Origin of the sequence: Paenibacillus sp. FSL H7-0350, from assembly GCF_038593195.1 — a bacterium.
GTDB lineage: Bacteria > Bacillota > Bacilli > Paenibacillales > Paenibacillaceae > Paenibacillus_AQ.
In genome coordinates this window covers 1,599,923-1,615,472 of sequence record NZ_CP151972.1, presented here as the reverse complement: position 1 = coordinate 1,615,472, position 15,550 = coordinate 1,599,923, and the positions used below count along the sequence as shown (strand labels likewise).

The following is a 15,550-nucleotide window of genomic DNA, read 5'->3' as shown; positions in this document are numbered from 1 at the left end:
CACATGCCTATTCCGTTTGTTCGGCGAAGCGCAGGAAAATGATCATCCACCCGCTTATGATAGAAATATAGAAAAGGAGTGGGGAACAGATGCTTATTATGCAGGCTAACAAAATCTATAAAACCTATGGCAACAAATTCAATAAACAGGAAGTTCTGAGGGGCATTGATCTTCAGGTGGACAAGGGTGAGTTCGTAGGAATCATGGGACCCTCGGGTTCAGGCAAAACGACGCTGCTGAACGTTCTCTCCTCGATTGACCGGGTAAGCAAAGGCACGATCGAAATTGAGGGCAAGGAATTCACGGGGATGAAGGAGAAGCAGCTCGCCGAGTTCCGCAAGCATCATCTCGGGTTTATTTTCCAGGATTATAATCTGCTCGACACCTTGACGGTCAAGGAGAATATCATGCTGCCGCTGTCGATTACAGGCATCTCCAAGAAGGAGGCGCATCAGAAATTCGACCAAGTGGCCGGTGAGCTGGGAATCCATGAGCTGAAGGACAAATATCCGGCGGAAATCTCCGGCGGGCAGAAGCAGCGTACGTCGGCGGCGCGGGCGTTCGTGCATGATCCGAGCATTATTTTTGCCGATGAGCCTACAGGAGCCCTGGATTCCAAATCTGCGTCCGATCTGCTGAACAAGCTGGCCGCCATGAACAGCAAACGTGAAGCTACCATTGTCATGGTTACGCATGATGCCGTTGCCGCAAGCTACTGCAGCCGCGTGGTCTTCATCCGGGACGGGCAAATCTACACTCAGCTGAACAAGGGGGAGGAATCGCGGCAATCCTTTTTGGGTGATATTATCAGCACGCAGGGCGTACTTGGTGGTGTCGCGCAATGAGTCTGAATTATATTATCCTGCGGAACCTTAAAAAGAATGTTAAGAACTATTATCTCTACGTCTTCGCCCTTATTTTCAGTGTGGCCCTGTACTTCTCCTTCGTGACTCTTCAGTTCGATCCTTCTATGGATGAGGTCAAAGGCTCCGTCAAAGGCGGGGCTGCCATCGGCGCATCCTCCGTCCTGCTGGTTGCGATTGTAGCCATCTTCCTGCTCTATGCGAACACGATCTTCATCAAGCGCCGAAGTAAGGAGATCGGGCTGTTCCAGCTGATCGGACTGACCAAGAGCCGAATCTTCGTGCTGCTGAGTGCGGAGAATCTGATTCTGTATTTCGGGTCGATGTTCGCTGGAATCGGCGCAGGGTTCGTGATGTCAAGGCTGATCCTGATGATTCTGTTCAAAATCCTGGAGGTTGACCAGCTGGCAGCTCTTCACTTCTCACCCGAGGCCTTGCAGCGGACGGTGCTGGTGTTTGCCGCCGTGTACGTACTGATTATGATCATGAATTACACCTTCATCCGTGCCCAGAGCATTCTGTCGCTGTTCAAGGCAACGGCCACTTCCCAGACACGTATTCAGCGAATGTCGCTGTGGGAGGTTGTGATCGGCGTCCTTGGAATCGGCAGTATTTTGGGGGGATATTATATCTCCGGGGAGCTGTTCAGCGGCAAATTCACGGGCATGAACGGATTGATGTATGCGATGATTGCCATCCTCACACTGGTGATTATCGGAACTTATCTGTTCTACAAAGGCTCGGTCAGCTTCCTCTTTAATCTCATCCGCCGCAGCAAAAAAGGCTACCTGTCCATTCGGGAGGTATTATCGCTCTCTTCCATTATGTTCCGAATGAAATCGAACGCCCTGCTGCTGACGGTCATCACTACAGTATCTGCGCTGGCCATCGGCCTGCTCTCCCTAAGCTATATCTCTTATTATTCGGTGGGGGCCTCTGCCAGAGAGAGTTCACCGCATGATTACGGTTTTCTGCAGAAGGCGGATGAGACGGCATTCCGGAAGGTGCTGGATCAGGCTGGCATTGGGTATGCTACTCTGGAAATTCCAACGGTCCAGGTAGAAGTCGATCTTAAGAATGTTTTGGATACTAGAAATACCCCGGGTAATGAAACCATTCTCTCAGCAACTGTGATCAGTGACAGCAGTCTGAAGGACATGGATTTGCAGCCGGGCGAGGTACAGATTAAAGGGTATACGACTACAAAGCAAACTATGCTGAGGCTCAAGAAGGAGGGGGAGCTCTATTTCTCCACCAAGGATGGTGTGATGAAGCAGCAGCTCGCGGGTTTATCAGAGGAGACTGTGCTGCCGTTCTATTTTGGCGGGGGAGTCTTGGGGGTGTTCGTGGTGGATGATTCTGTCTTCCAGGAATTACTCCAGCATAAAGACCCGGATGAGCAAAAAAGAGTGAAAGGCGGAGGAATCTACTACGGTATCAATCTTACGGGATCTTCGCAGGCCAAGCAGGCGTATGAGATGTATAAGCAGCAAAAGCCAGAGCTGCAAAGCTTCTCACAATATGAGTTTGAGTTCAACCAGCGGACCAATATGGGCCTCATTATGTTCATTGTCGGCTTCTTGGGCCTGACGTTCCTGATTACCTCCGGCTGTATTCTCTATTTCAAGCAGATGGATGAAGGCGAGGAGGAGCGGGAAGGATATACGATCCTGCGCAAGCTGGGCTTCACTCAAGGAGATCTTCTGCGCGGCATCCAGTTCAAGCAGCTGTTCAATTTCGGTATACCGCTGATTGTCGGCCTGTGCCACAGTTATTTTGCGGTAAAATCCGGCTGGTTCCTGTTTGGAACCGAGATGCTGACCCCGATGTTCGTAGTGATGGGACTATATACCGTGCTGTATTCGATCTTCGGCCTCCTGTCGGTCCTGTATTACAAGCGGGTAATCCGGGAATCACTGTAATTATATGCAACGATGAGGATGGCCTTCGGGCTGTCCTTTTCTATTTTGCTGTCCGGCTCTTGCCTTACGCAAAACAGGCAGAGATAATGGTATAATAAGACTGAATTGGAGGCTGGACTGGCTGAAGCTTTCTACTGAATCCTTACACCGACAAGGACTCTCCTCGGGATAAGCAGTCTATTCTCGACATTCGGGCCAAGACGACTGAGGGCGAAATTATCAATGTAGAGATGCAGCTGTTCAACAAATACGACACCGAGAAAAGGACCCTTTACTATTGGAGCAAACAAAAGTAGCAGACTATCAGATTATAGACAGAAGAGGTGGGGGCGTGTCAGTTACAGTTGGGGAGATTAAATCGATTAACCGTTATCCGGTGAAATCCTTTGCGGGGGAGGCGCTGGAGTCCTGTAAGGTTGTAACTTACGGAGTGGAGGGGGACCGGTATTGTTCCTTTTATGATATGACCAAAAAAGACTGGTCGCAGTATATCACTGCCCGGAAGATTCCCAAAATGATGTCCTATAAGGCTGAATATACGGGGGAAGATATTCGCGTGACGGCTGCAGATGGCCGGGTATTCGGCTGGAATCAGGAGCTGCTGGATGAAATTCAAAGTCTGACTTCCACAGAAATTACCATGTCTGAGTTCATGGCACCACACCCGGAAGAGAAGCACCCGGAGCTGTTATCGGTAGATGGAGCGAGTATTCTGCTGGTGACGGATAAGAGCCTGAAGAAGCTGGAAGCCCTGTGGGGCAAGCCGGTCGATCAGCGCCGCTTCCGGGGCAACTTCCTCGTGGAAGTGACTGAGGACTCGCTCGGGGAGGAAGAGTGGCTCGGCCGCCGTCTGTCGATAGGCAGTACAGTGCTGCAAGTGGATAGCTATTGTGAGCGCTGCGTGATGATTACCACGAACCCGGATACCCTCGAACGGGACAGCTCCCTGCTTAAGCAAGTCTACAAAGAGCTGAAGCAGCAGTTCGGCGTCTATGCTTCCGTCATCACTCCGGGAGAGGTCCGGCTCGGTGATCAGATTGTGATGCTGGATAACTAAGCTGGACAGACGTCCTACGTTCCTGTCAAAGGTGAGCGGTCACCTACATAATGACTTTTGCGACTATAATGTTGTAAGTTTTACAACTTTGATATCTCAGCAGCGGCACCGTTGGGAGAATTGTTGCACAGATTGCAGGAATTGTCCGGAATAGCTGCCTTATGCGAAGGAATTGCTGCATTTTATGCAATATTCTCGGGTTAGCGGGTGTTCGATCCGGGGAATGTTGCAATTAGTGCAGGATTGCAGGATATGTAATTACGGACAGTTAAAGGGGGTGAGCGAGATACTGGAACTATCCATGGAACATGCGGATGAGCTGGTGAAGGTGACACATGCATTGTCTACGGAGCTTAGGTTAAGAATGCTTGCGCTGCTCAACAGCCGGCGGATGAATGTGGCGGAGCTGGCGGAAGCGCTGGAGGTCCCGGTATCCACGGCAGCCTCCAATGTGAAGGTGCTGGAGCAGGCAAGGCTGATTGAGACGGAGCTGTTGCCAGCGTCACGCGGCGCAATGAAGGTGTGTAGCCGGATCTATGATGATATTAAGATCACGATCAATGCCCCGCAGCGCCGCCTGCAAGCCGATCAAGGCGAATATTGCTATGAGATATCCATGCCGATCGGCAATTTCACAGCCTGTGAAGTGGCACCTACCTGCGGGATGGTCAGTGAGAACGGACCGATTATTACGGAGGATTCACCGGCGGGATTTTTTCATCCGGACAGAGTGCAAGCCCAATTACTCTGGCTGCGCAAAGGTTATCTCGAATACCGCTATCCGCTGGAGATTCCGCAAGGAGCGGTGCTTCACCGGATTCAGTTCTCCATGGAGATCTGCTCGGAGGCACCGAATTACGAGAATGAGTGGCCTTCGGATATCACACTGTGGATTAACCAGGTGGAGGTGGGGACCTGGACCTCGCCCGGTGACTTCGGCGGCAGACGCGGGAAGCTGAATCCCTCGTGGTGGATCGATACGGGTACCCAGTTCGGCGCACTCAAGACCTGGAGCGTAGACAACATCCGCAGCACGATCGACCATCAGGAGCTATCCGCTGTTAATCTGGAGCAACTGCAGCTCACAGGCCAGAACCACGTGGATCTGCGGCTGGGCGTGAAGGAGGATGCCAGGTACAAGGGCGGAATGAACTTGTTCGGCAAGAAGTTCGGCGACCATGAGCAGGACCTGGTGATGAAGATTTTTTATAGTGTGAAGGCCTAACGGGAACACGAATTGGGCTTATTGTGAAGAACCTGCTGCTTCCGGTGGGTTCTTTTTCGTTTTTGATTAGAAATTGGCGATGGCGCAGGCATTTTGTTCTGATAAGCATTGTGCATTGACATTTCGGCGGATTCTGCAATAATCGATACATAATTATTGTATTAAAACAAAATTATTGTTTATAAGGAGCGTGCGCATTTCCATGACAACCCGGCATTATATCAAGGATTATCCGCGGCCGCAGTTCGTACGTGACGCCTGGCAGAGTCTGAATGGGGAATGGGATTTCCGGTATGACGATGACAACACGGGGGAACGGGAGAGATGGCATGAGGAGCTGCACGGCGAGCTGAAGATTCAGGTTCCGTTCACGTACGAAACGGAGGCGAGCGGAATCGGCGAGACTGTGTTCCATCCGTATGTGTGGTATGAGCGGGAGGTACAACTACCTGACAGCTTGGGCAACAAGCGGGTGCTGCTGAATTTCCAGGCGGTGGATTATATCGCAAAGGTGTGGGTGAACGGCAGCTATGCCGGGGGCCACCAAGGCGGGTACGCGGCTTTTACACTGGATATTACCGATGATCTCAACACGGGAGCCGGAGCAGTGAACCGTCTGACGGTCAAGGCAGAGGATAGCCAGAGCTGTACACAACCACGGGGCAAGCAGCGCTGGGTGGATGAGAATTTCGAGTGCTTCTATGTGCAGACCACGGGAATCTGGCAAAGTGTGTGGCTGGAGTATGTATCCCCTTCGTATCTTAAGTCTGTCAAAATCACCCCGGATCTCGATAACCGCTCGGTACATTTTGAATACAATACCCATGGAGCGAGCCCTGATCTCCGGTTGGAGACGCGGATCAGCACCGGGGAGAAGACCTTCAAGCAGGTCTCGCTGCAGGTAGACCGGGCCTCACTACAGCTGGATGTCGAGCTGACGCATGAAGCGAACGGGCCATGGAAGCTCCAGTCCTGGTCGCCTGCCGCACCGGTGCTGTACGAGGTAGAGTTCGTTCTGTACCAGGCGGAGCAGGTAATAGACCGGATCTACTCTTACTTCGGACTCCGCAAAATCTCCATCGAACAGGGCAAGGTGCTGCTCAACAATACGCCAGTGTATCAGAAGCTGATTCTGGACCAAGGCTATTGGCCGGACAGCCATCTGACCCCGCCATCGGAGGAGGCGCTGATTGCTGACATTGACGCGATTCTCGCAATGGGCTACAACGGGGTCCGCAAGCATATGAAGATTGAGGATGCGCGCTTCCTGTACTGGTGTGATGTGAAGGGGCTGCTGGTCTGGTCGGAGATGGCGGCCACCTATGAGTTCAATGATGAAGCAGTGGAGCAGTTCACGAAGGAGTGGACAGAGATTGTCCGGCAGCAATATAATCATCCCTCGGTGATCACCTGGGTGCCTTTTAATGAATCCTGGGGCATTCCGCAGGTCTACACGAACAAGCGTCAGCAGCAATTCACTGAGGGCATCTATCATCTGACCAAAGCGATGGACCCGGATCGTCCAGTGATCGTCAATGACGGCTGGGAGCATACCATCAGCGATATTATTACCCTCCATGACTATGAGGAGAGCGGTGCTGCGCTGCTTGCGCGTTATGCAGATTCGGACAGTGTGCTTGGCGGCAGTTCCTCGTTCAATAACTGGAAATACGCAATGGCCCAGGGATACGAATACCGGGGTCAGCCTGTCATAGTCAGTGAATTCGGGGGCATTGCCTTCGACACCGGCGAAGGGTGGGGCTATGGGGAGCAGGTGAGCAGCACTGGGGCGTTTATTGAACGATTCCGCAGCATCACACAGGCGATCAAGGATACCCCGTACATCTGCGGGTACTGCTACACTCAGATTACGGATGTCCAGCAGGAAGTGAACGGACTATTGACGGCGGACCGGACACCGAAGATTTCGCTCGAAGAGATTCGTAAGATCAACCGCTAGCAAGGTCTATCCGCAGAGCGGAGATTAAGTGACCAGCTCCGGGACCGGACAGAACCCGGGGTTCGCAGCGCACAGAGCTGTGGTGAAGTCCGGCCGGGTTAACCTCAGCACAGCGAAATAACTACGGATGACATGGTTCAGCTCAGGGCTGCCATTCTGAAAGGACAGGGATTTCAAAGTCTGTACATGGGTGTAATAGTATTTGGTCTTCTGCTTAGGCAGCTTGTAGACGGTTGGCGGAACATACGTTGTGATGTCAAAAAGATTGGCATAGCGGTAGCTGCTGCGCACATACCGGCTGAAGGCCTTGGAGAAATCCGGGTCCCCGACACGCGGAGACCCGTAGGTATACAGCCGCGGAGCGGTGAAGGCAGAATTGGCGGCAACATCCAGCGCACATAGGGTGGCCAGTGCCCCGCCAAGGCTATGGCCTGTTACATATAGCGTCTTCTCCGGGGTCAGAGTACCAAGCACAGAGAGAATGGCATCCCGAGCGGATGCATAGATATCGGTGAAGCCCCGATGAGTCATGCAGGGCTCTTGAATGTATTTGAATTTCTTTTGCGCGGCATTCATGTTCGAGAGCCAGTCATTGGTGGAGATGCTTCCGCGCCAGGCTATAATGATCTCCTGCGGAGATTCCAGAATGAAGCCGAACAGCTCCCAGACATTGCCCATCGATTTCGCCTGGAAGCTGTGCACGGCCGTGAAGCCATCCGGCACCACGAACGCACCCTCCACATTGGCAAATTGGGTATAGGTCTGTCCGCAGACAGCCGCCAGCACAATCGCCCATTCTTCTTCATTTCTACTGTTACGCATTCCGCATCCCGCCCTTCTTTTCTATCTGTGTATGATTAGAAGGCGGGATTGGTGCAGCCCTAACTCCACCTCAAGCATAAATAAGCCCGGTTCAGGAGATATCTCCCGAACCGGGCTTTGTCCATTTACTCGCTCAGTTCCGTCTCTTCCACCGGGCGGTCCGGCAATTGCGTCACATAACTGTCGGACATGCGCAGCAGCTCCAGCGCCCGGGTAAATTCATCCTCCGTCGATTGAAGCAGATCCATTCCGTCACCGGACAGGGTGTAATGCTGGCCGTCCTCGAACCCGCTGCCTGACAGAAACAGCTCTTCATTATTAACGAAGGACCCCGTAGGGAGATAATAGCGCTGCGGCAGCAGGTTGTATGCTGTCTGATTAAGCAAATCCTGTCCGAAGTGGATATGATAGTCCAGCGGGACCCCAAGCAGATTCGCAACGGTCGGCAGGATGTCTACCTGGCCGCCTAATTGCTCCTTCAGTGCCGGTGTCGTAACACCGGTGGCTGAGATGATCAGCGGAACATTAATCAGATCACGCTCAGTATAATCATGCTCCAGGATTTCCTGCAGCAGGACTTTATCCCCATCCTTCAGTGAGAAGATCGGAAGCCCCCGGTGATCGCCGTAGAGGACTACTACGCTGTTATCCCACACACCGCTGCTCTTCAGCTCGTCGATGAATTGGCCCAGTGCATAATCCGCATAGTTCTCGGCCCGGATGTAGTCGCCGACCAGCGTTCCCTCGTAACGCTCCGGCAAGGTCATCTTGTATTTGCTCTCCGGGATGGAGAACGGATTATGTGACGACATTGAGATGACATGCGCATAGAAGGGCTGTTCACGCTGATCCATCCGCGCAAGCTCCGCAGAGGTCTTCCTGTACAGGACTTCATCCGAGGAGCCGTAGAAGACCGCATCCTCTTCGCCGAAGTAGGCTTTGTCGTAATATTGATTGAAGCCCAGTGCCTTGTACAGCTCCCCGCGGTTCCAGAACTCTACATTATTGGTATGAAAAGTTGCGGTGTCGTAGCCCTGGGCCTCCAGCAGCTTCGGCAGACTGGGCAGAACCTTCGGAGCATACTTATCTGTGGCCGGACCGTCCGGCGGCACATAAAAGGAAGTGTTGACGATGAATTCGGCATCTGAAGTATTGCCCTGGCCTACCTGCTGAAAGAACCGGGGGAAGTAGTAGCTCTCGCCAGCCAGCTTATTCAGGTTAGGCGTAATTTCGGTTCCGTCCACCGACAGGTTGATCAGGAAGGTCTGCAGAGATTCCATTTGCAGGATGATCAGATTCTTGCCCTTGGCAGCCCCGAACAGGACCCGACCCGCCTTCTGCTGGATGCCCTTCGTCATGTCGATGCCGGCCTGGGAGATCTGTGCAGGGTCCATAGGCTCTTCTGCGGGTTCACGCAGCAGGGCGTAGGCTTCATAATTGAGAATGCCCATTTGCTCTGCCTTGACGTTCTCATTCATACTGGCTTTGTTGGGGAAAATATTCATCATGCACAGCATAAGCGAGATGCAGAACAGGACAGCCACCGCCTTGCGGTTGCTGGGGCGGGACATGGAATGCTTCCAGGCGAGTGCTTTTTTGCGTCTGAGCATGATCAGGCTGATGATAATGATGTCTACGAAGATAAGCATATATTGCGGATGCACGACGGCGAATATACTTTTTTTGACGGCGCCTACCTGCTTGACCTGACCGAAGACTTGGGACGTAGCAATCATTCCAAAATGATTATGATAGACGATGAGAGAGAAGAACAGGACGGTAATGAGCAGATTGACGATCAGATAGATGGCGACCTTATGCTTGGTGGCGAACCATTCGATGAGGCAGAACAGCAGCAGCACGAACGGGATTTCCTTCAGCCAGGTGGTCCAGGTCGGACCGTCCTCGAACAGGTAATACCAGGCGAAATAACTCTTCACGAGCATAATCAGCGAGAAGAACAGAATCGACCTTTTTCGTAGAGAACGTGATTCCTTGTAAGGCATTGCGTATGCGCATCCTTTTCTATATAATCCATTAATTTTATTACAAGGCCGAGTTCAAAATCAATCGGATTTAAGGGCAGTTTGGTGAAAAATAAAGGTGAAAATTCGCCGCATATACGTTATTCTCTAAGAAGCATCCGGGAAGTTGAGCCGTTGATAAACGAAGCAGGAGGAACAACCATGACCAAAGAATTCTCGCGCCAATATACAGACAGTGTGAAGCAGGAACTATTGAACAGACTCGGCCTGAAGCAGGTGTATTTCAAGGGACAGCAGGGCGAGGACCTGTTATATGAAGCAACGGGCTTTGACCGCGGAACCTCGCATAAGTTCTGTGTTAGAACGCGGAAGGGCACCGTTGACGAATGGGTAGGCGGGAAGTGGATGAAGGTCCGCAGCTTCTCGATTGCCAGCAAACAGGAGGGATCTGAATGAGCAGCCATTCCCATTTGCAGTTACAGGTACAGCCTTTGACAGAGATCAAGCATCTGAAGATTCATGGCAGAACGACTGGAGCGCTCAACCCCCTGACGTTATTCTGGACGGGCAGTGCGATAGAGGTGAACCTCAGGGCCTCCGAGCTGTGGCTTGAAGTGGAGTCCGGTTACGATTATCACGAGTCCTGGATCAGTATAGTGATCAACTCCGTTCCCGTCAGCAGACAGATGGCGAATGCCGGAAGGCACTGGATCTGCGTATTCAGAGGGATGAACCCTGAGACTGTGAAGAATATCCGGATTGTAAAAGAGGTCCAGGCGATGAGCGGCGACCCCGGCGCCTATCTTCAGTTCCATGCGGTCCGCACAGACGGCAGCTTCCTGCCTGTTGAAGCGAAGCCGTACCGGCTGGAGTTCATCGGTGACAGTATCACCTCAGGTGAGGGCGTCATTGGTGCCAAAAGTGAAGAGGACTGGATTCCCGCCTGGTTCAGCGGCGTTCATAACTACACAGCGATAACTGCCGAGGCCGTGCAGGCCGAATTCCGGGTGATCTCACAGAGCGGATGGGGCGTGCTCTCCAGTTGGGACAACAATCCTGGAGGCAATATCCCTGACATCTACGAGCAGGTCTGTGGTCTGCTGACAGGTCCCCGTAATGAGGCACTTGGGGCACATCAGGTGAATGATTTTGCTGCCTGGCAACCGGATGTGGTTGTAGTTAACCTGGGCACCAACGATGACGGCGCGTTCAACTCCCCGGAGTGGCTGGAGGAGGACACCGGGCGCATCTATAAGCAGCGGCTGAATGAAGATGGAAGCTATCATGAGGAGGATCTGGCCGCCTTCGAGGCCGCGGTTACGAGGTTCTTGGCGAAGCTGAGAAGCTATAACCCCGGGGCGCATCTTCTCTGGGTGTATGGTATGCTGGGCCTCTCCCTGATGCCGGCGATCTACCGGGCGGTGGATGGATACATGAGGTCTACGGGCGACAAGAACGTGTCGGTGTTCCAGCTGCCTAATGTGACGTATGAAACAATGGGAGCACGGACCCATCCGGGCCTGCCGGCGCACGAGCAGACTGCCGGGGAGTTAAGCGGCTATATCCGGGGACTTTTGTCAGAAGCTTAAGGATGGCAGCATATCCTTTCAATAGGATAGATTACAGGAGCGCTCATCAGCTGATGGGCGTTTTGTGCTGCAATCTGCTTGACAAAAAAACCGTCTGGACGGTATAGTAAATGATGAGGTGATGATTGTGAACAGTAATTCCAAACGCAGCCTGATTCTGGCTGCAGCTTCAACGGTTGTTAGGAATAGCGGAATTGAGAAGCTTACACTTGAAGCGGTGGCTGCTGAAGCAGGAGTGAGCAAGGGCGGTCTGCTGCACCATTTTCCGAATAAGGACGCATTAATCCAGAGCATGGTCTCGGGCATAACGAGTGGTTTCTCAGCCGATGTTCAGAAGAGGGCGGCCCAGGATACACGGGAGCAAGGGAAGTGGAGCCGTGCTTATTTGCAGTCTACCGTAGAAGCTGATCAGGACGGGCAGGACATGAATGTTGCTCTTAACGCAGCGCTTTTTACAAACGGGGTTCTGCTGGATGAACTAAGGGAACAGTATTCTGTATGGCAACAGAACATAGAGAATGATGGTATTGATCCCGTGATGTCTTCGATTGTCCGGCTGGCAGTAGACGGCCTGTGGTTGTCGGAGGTGTTCGGAATCGGCGAGATCGGTGATGAAATGCGTGGCAAGGTGATCCGTAAATTACTGGAAATGATTGATTAGGAGGCAACCCCATTGAATTCTTATGTGTTATTATCGTTAGCTATTGTAAGTGAAGTCTTCGGCAGCTCCATGCTTAAGGCCTCGAACGGCTTCAAGAAGCTACTTCCTTCCATTGCGGTGGTCGCTGGCATGGGCCTGGCGTTCTTCAATCTGTCACTGGCGCTGAAGGACATCCCTCTCGGGACAGCTTATGCCATCTGGTCTGGCGTGGGAACGGCGTTAACCGCATTGGTTGGAGTGCTGGTCTATAAGGAACGTCTGAATGTGCGAAAAATAGCAGGCTTAATCCTCATCATTGGCGGTGTGGTTCTGCTGAAGCTGTCAACGGGGGTGTAGAGATGAGAGGTTACTTAGCGCTAAGCATCGCCATTATCTCGGAAATCTTCGGAACGACGATGCTCAAGCTCTCTGACGGATTCAGCAGCCTGCTGCCATCCATCGGCGTGGTGATTGGAATGGGCCTGGCTTTTTACTGCTTATCGATCAGTCTTCGTACCATACCTCTGAGCCTGGCTTATGCCGTCTGGTCTGGCGTAGGTACAGCGCTGACGGCACTGATCGGCATCCTGATCTGGAATGATCCGTTCAATCTGCTCACCGGCATCAGTCTGCTGATCATCATCGGAGGGCTGGTGCTGCTGAATTCATCGGATAAAGCCGGCCGGGAGAGTGCCTCTTAAGCTGAGGAGAATTAGTTCTTGCTTATCAAGCCTTCGGTATGCTGAAATGGAAGTAGGCAACGTGTAGGAAGTGAGCGAGAAGGAGCAACCGGAATGAGGAAAATGTACCTGATAGCCGCCGTATGGCTCAGCCTATTGCTGCTGGCGGCATGCAGCGATGGCGCCGGGAAGGGTTCAGGCGGGAAGATTGCCGATACAGGTCTAAGTGCGGCCCCGGCTGAGGATTCGGCCATTCGTGTACCCCGAAGTACGAGTCAACCGCAAAGCAGCAGCCAGCCCTACCTGGGCAGGGTCTATAAGGTTGTGGTAGATCCGGGGCACGGCGGGGATGATCCCGGGGCTGTCTCTGTCAGCGGACGTATGGAGAAGGATTTCAATCTGGGCCTGTCAGAGAAAATCGCAGCCAATGTGGAGCAGGACCCGCAGCTTGAGATCCTGCTTACCCGGACCGGAGATGCTTTTATCTCCTCACAAGAGCTGTTCCGGCCCCAGTTCGCCAATAATTTGCCCGCAGACCTGTTCATCTCCATTCATGGCAATACCTATGAGGATGCATCGGCATCGGGTACAGAAACCTTTTATTATCATGAAGAATCCTTGGCTTGGGCCGAGACAATACATAAGCATGTCATTCAAGCTACCGGCCTCAAAGACCGCGGCGTGAAAAAAGGGAATTTCTTCGTCCTGCGCGATACGGTAATGCCGTCGGTGCTGCTGGAGCTGGGCTACCTGACGAATCCCGGCGACGAGGCGAAGATGTGGACCTCCGGGTTCCAGGAGAGCGTGGCCTCCGCTGTTGTAGATGGGATTAGGGAGTATCTGGGGCTGGAATGATGGATCACTATGATGTCAAAATGCATAAGGAGAAGCCTATGAACCGGAGTTTAATTCTCGGATCAGGAGGATCAGGCAAGTCTACCCTGGCCCGTCAGCTTGGTGCTCTTCTACATCGGAGAGCAGACTGAGGCGTGCGGATGTCATTATTTTTCTGGATTTACCCCGGATGTTATGTATGTACCGGATTGTGAAGCGTCGTGTCATGTACCGTAACCAGACCCGCCCGGATATGAACGAAGGCTGCCCGGAGAAGCTGGATTGGGCTAAGGAGTTGCTTCATCATTTCGCAGAATGCTGATCAGCGCCGCACATACAATCCCTTGCGGTCCAGCTGCAGCTCACTTGAGATCAGAAGCAGGATCAGTTCCTCGATTGCAGATAGAGTGGCTATTAAGCATACAGCTATTGTCCAGATCGCCTGATTCACATAGGGAAGCAGCAACGGTGTAAGGAATAGCAGCAATCCGGCCAGCTTGTTCCCGTAGGTATGAATGCTGCCGTAGGTGCTGAATTTGCGCAGCGCGGTCAGGATGGAGGCTCCCCGGATAACGGCAATCAGCACGATCCACAGGAGGAGGCCGAAGGTCAGACCAAGGAACGGATATAAGGTATAGAGTGCAGTGCCTGCCAGCGTCATATCGGCCACGGAATCGAGCTTGGCACCGAGGCTGCTAACTGTACCGGACATTCGGGCAATAGGGCCATCCAGCAGATCGGTAATTCCGCACAGGAGGTAGACTACAGTGAAGCCCGTGCCCAGCGGCGCCAGGTACAGCAGCAGAAGAGCCAGCCCGATCCGGCTGAGCGTGATGCAGTTGGGGACAAGCTTCATGGCAACCTCCCTTTTTAACCGCGTAATAGGGACTTCCTGTCTCGCTTATTCGTATATATTCTATGCTTCATTATGCCTCTAAATTAGCGGATTGTCTTGAATGATTATGGATTTGGGAATTATTCATGCGGCTATGAAAGTATCCGTTAATATGGTGCAGGAACTGTCGGATGCTGTCCCGGTACAGCTGTTAATCTGATGGTGAGGAAAGGGAGGTACACAATGAATCTGCTGGAAGATATGAATGCTGCACTCTTCTACATTGAAGAGCACCTGGACGACGAGATCGATGTAAAAGTGGCAGCGGGCTACGCGTTATGCTCGGAGTATCATTTTACACGGATGTTCTCCTTCCTGGCCGGTATCCCGCTCTCCGAATATATCCGCCGCAGACGTCTCACGCTGGCTGCCTTCAAGCTGCAGGGGAGCCAGCACCGGATAATTGATGTTGCCTTGGAGTATGGATATACTTCGCCGGATGCATTCACCAAAGCCTTTCAGCAGCTTCACGGCGTAACGCCTTCAGAAGCAAGAACGGCAGGGACACCCCTGAAGGCCTTTCCTCGAATGACTTTTCAGTTGACCATCAGAGGAGGCAGTGAAATGAATTACCGTATTGAGGAGAAAGAGGCTTTCCGGATCGTTGGGCTCAAGAAAAGGGTAGCCATCCAGTTCAGCGGGGTGAACCCGGAGATCGCTGCCATGTGGCAGAGTCTGAGCATGGAGATGATAGGCGAGCTGAAGGGGCTGTCGAATATCATTCCGGCGGGAATGATCAGCGCATCGGTGAATTTCTCGGAAGGACGGATGGAGGAACGCGGGGAGCTGGATCATTATATTGGTGTTGCCACCACTCTGGAAGCTCCGCCATCCTACGCCAAGCTTGAGGTTCCTGTGTCTACGTGGGCTGTATTTGAAGCAGTGGGGCCATTCCCGGACACACTTCAGAATATCTGGGGTCGGATCTACTCCGAATGGTTCCCTTCTTCCAATTATGAGCAGGTCGAGGGGCCGGAGCTTCTGTGGAATGAAGGCAAGGATACCGGTTCGCCAACTTTTAAAAGTGAAATATGGATTCCGGTGCGGGAAGCAGGGCGCTCTTAACGGTGCAGGTATC

Annotated in this window: 15 protein-coding genes and 2 pseudogenes; 14 read left to right on the top strand and 3 right to left on the bottom strand. The window is 52.5% G+C overall.

The features are described 5' to 3' along the window. Window positions 1-89 precede the first annotated feature (89 nt). From NYE24_RS07605 to NYE24_RS07580, 6 genes and pseudogenes are all read left to right on the top strand, one after another. Window positions 90-845 (top strand): ABC transporter ATP-binding protein, encoded by a 756-nt coding sequence (locus tag NYE24_RS07605; protein ID WP_036700878.1) that lies wholly within the window; start codon window positions 90-92, stop codon window positions 843-845. After that, complete coding sequence (locus NYE24_RS07600; protein ID WP_342478412.1) at window positions 842-2,785, top strand: ABC transporter permease; 1,944 nt, start codon at window positions 842-844, stop codon at window positions 2,783-2,785. Before NYE24_RS07605 ends, NYE24_RS07600 begins: the two co-directional genes overlap by 4 nt. A gap of 131 nt (window positions 2,786-2,916) precedes the next feature. Then, window positions 2,917-3,075, top strand: a pseudogene (locus NYE24_RS07595) (PD-(D/E)XK nuclease family transposase); the annotation flags it as partial. 41 nt (window positions 3,076-3,116) lie between these two features. Next, window positions 3,117-3,842, top strand: a complete 726-nt coding sequence (locus tag NYE24_RS07590; protein WP_036700882.1) for an MOSC domain-containing protein — start codon at window positions 3,117-3,119, stop codon at window positions 3,840-3,842. Window positions 3,843-4,119: 277 nt separating this feature from the next. Beyond that, window positions 4,120-5,067, top strand: coding sequence for a helix-turn-helix domain-containing protein (locus NYE24_RS07585; RefSeq protein WP_342478411.1), 948 nt, complete (start codon window positions 4,120-4,122; stop codon window positions 5,065-5,067). A 202-nt stretch (window positions 5,068-5,269) separates the two neighbouring features. After that, window positions 5,270-7,027: a sugar-binding domain-containing protein gene (locus NYE24_RS07580; protein ID WP_342478410.1), complete on the top strand. Its 1,758-nt coding sequence runs from the start codon at window positions 5,270-5,272 to the stop codon at window positions 7,025-7,027. A 24-nt stretch (window positions 7,028-7,051) separates the two neighbouring features. On the opposite strand, the gene NYE24_RS07575 is transcribed toward NYE24_RS07580, so the two are convergent. Both NYE24_RS07575 and NYE24_RS07570 read right to left on the bottom strand, forming a co-directional pair. Continuing rightward, window positions 7,052-7,849 carry a lipase family protein gene (locus tag NYE24_RS07575; protein ID WP_036700885.1) on the bottom strand — a complete coding sequence of 266 codons (798 nt, stop codon included), beginning with the start codon at window positions 7,847-7,849 and terminating at the stop codon, window positions 7,052-7,054. A 125-nt stretch (window positions 7,850-7,974) separates the two neighbouring features. Then, window positions 7,975-9,855 (bottom strand): LTA synthase family protein, encoded by a 1,881-nt coding sequence (locus tag NYE24_RS07570; RefSeq protein WP_342478409.1) that lies wholly within the window; start codon window positions 9,853-9,855, stop codon window positions 7,975-7,977. 180 nt (window positions 9,856-10,035) lie between these two features. Here NYE24_RS07570 and NYE24_RS07565 point away from each other — a divergent pair, with 180 nt between their 5' ends. The 7 genes and pseudogenes from NYE24_RS07565 to NYE24_RS07535 form a co-directional block, all read left to right on the top strand. Continuing rightward, window positions 10,036-10,290: a hypothetical protein gene (locus NYE24_RS07565; protein WP_036733179.1), complete on the top strand. Its 255-nt coding sequence runs from the start codon at window positions 10,036-10,038 to the stop codon at window positions 10,288-10,290. Next, window positions 10,287-11,423, top strand: a complete 1,137-nt coding sequence (locus NYE24_RS07560) for a GDSL-type esterase/lipase family protein (protein WP_342478408.1) — start codon at window positions 10,287-10,289, stop codon at window positions 11,421-11,423. Before NYE24_RS07565 ends, NYE24_RS07560 begins: the two co-directional genes overlap by 4 nt. 127 nt (window positions 11,424-11,550) lie before the next feature. Then, the gene (locus NYE24_RS07555; protein WP_342478407.1) at window positions 11,551-12,084 is read left to right on the top strand and encodes a TetR/AcrR family transcriptional regulator; all 534 of its coding nucleotides are present in this window, start codon (window positions 11,551-11,553) and stop codon (window positions 12,082-12,084) included. A 12-nt stretch (window positions 12,085-12,096) separates the two neighbouring features. Then, complete coding sequence (locus tag NYE24_RS07550; RefSeq protein ID WP_342478406.1) at window positions 12,097-12,420, top strand: multidrug efflux SMR transporter; 324 nt, start codon at window positions 12,097-12,099, stop codon at window positions 12,418-12,420. A gap of 2 nt (window positions 12,421-12,422) precedes the next feature. After that, a complete protein-coding gene (locus tag NYE24_RS07545; protein WP_342478405.1) occupies window positions 12,423-12,764 on the top strand; it encodes a multidrug efflux SMR transporter in 342 nt (113 codons plus the stop codon). Between the two features lie 93 nt (window positions 12,765-12,857). Then, window positions 12,858-13,598: an N-acetylmuramoyl-L-alanine amidase gene (locus tag NYE24_RS07540; protein ID WP_342478404.1), complete on the top strand. Its 741-nt coding sequence runs from the start codon at window positions 12,858-12,860 to the stop codon at window positions 13,596-13,598. A gap of 38 nt (window positions 13,599-13,636) precedes the next feature. Then, a pseudogene (locus tag NYE24_RS07535) lies at window positions 13,637-13,860 on the top strand (AAA family ATPase); the annotation flags it as partial. Between the two features lie 39 nt (window positions 13,861-13,899). On the opposite strand, the gene NYE24_RS07530 reads toward NYE24_RS07535, so the two are convergent. Further along, window positions 13,900-14,433, bottom strand: coding sequence for a CDP-alcohol phosphatidyltransferase family protein (locus tag NYE24_RS07530; protein WP_036700899.1), 534 nt, complete (start codon window positions 14,431-14,433; stop codon window positions 13,900-13,902). Between the two features lie 222 nt (window positions 14,434-14,655). Between NYE24_RS07530 and NYE24_RS07525 the strand changes: the two genes are divergently transcribed. After that, window positions 14,656-15,537, top strand: coding sequence for an AraC family transcriptional regulator (locus NYE24_RS07525; RefSeq protein WP_341025756.1), 882 nt, complete (start codon window positions 14,656-14,658; stop codon window positions 15,535-15,537). Window positions 15,538-15,550 lie beyond the last annotated feature (13 nt).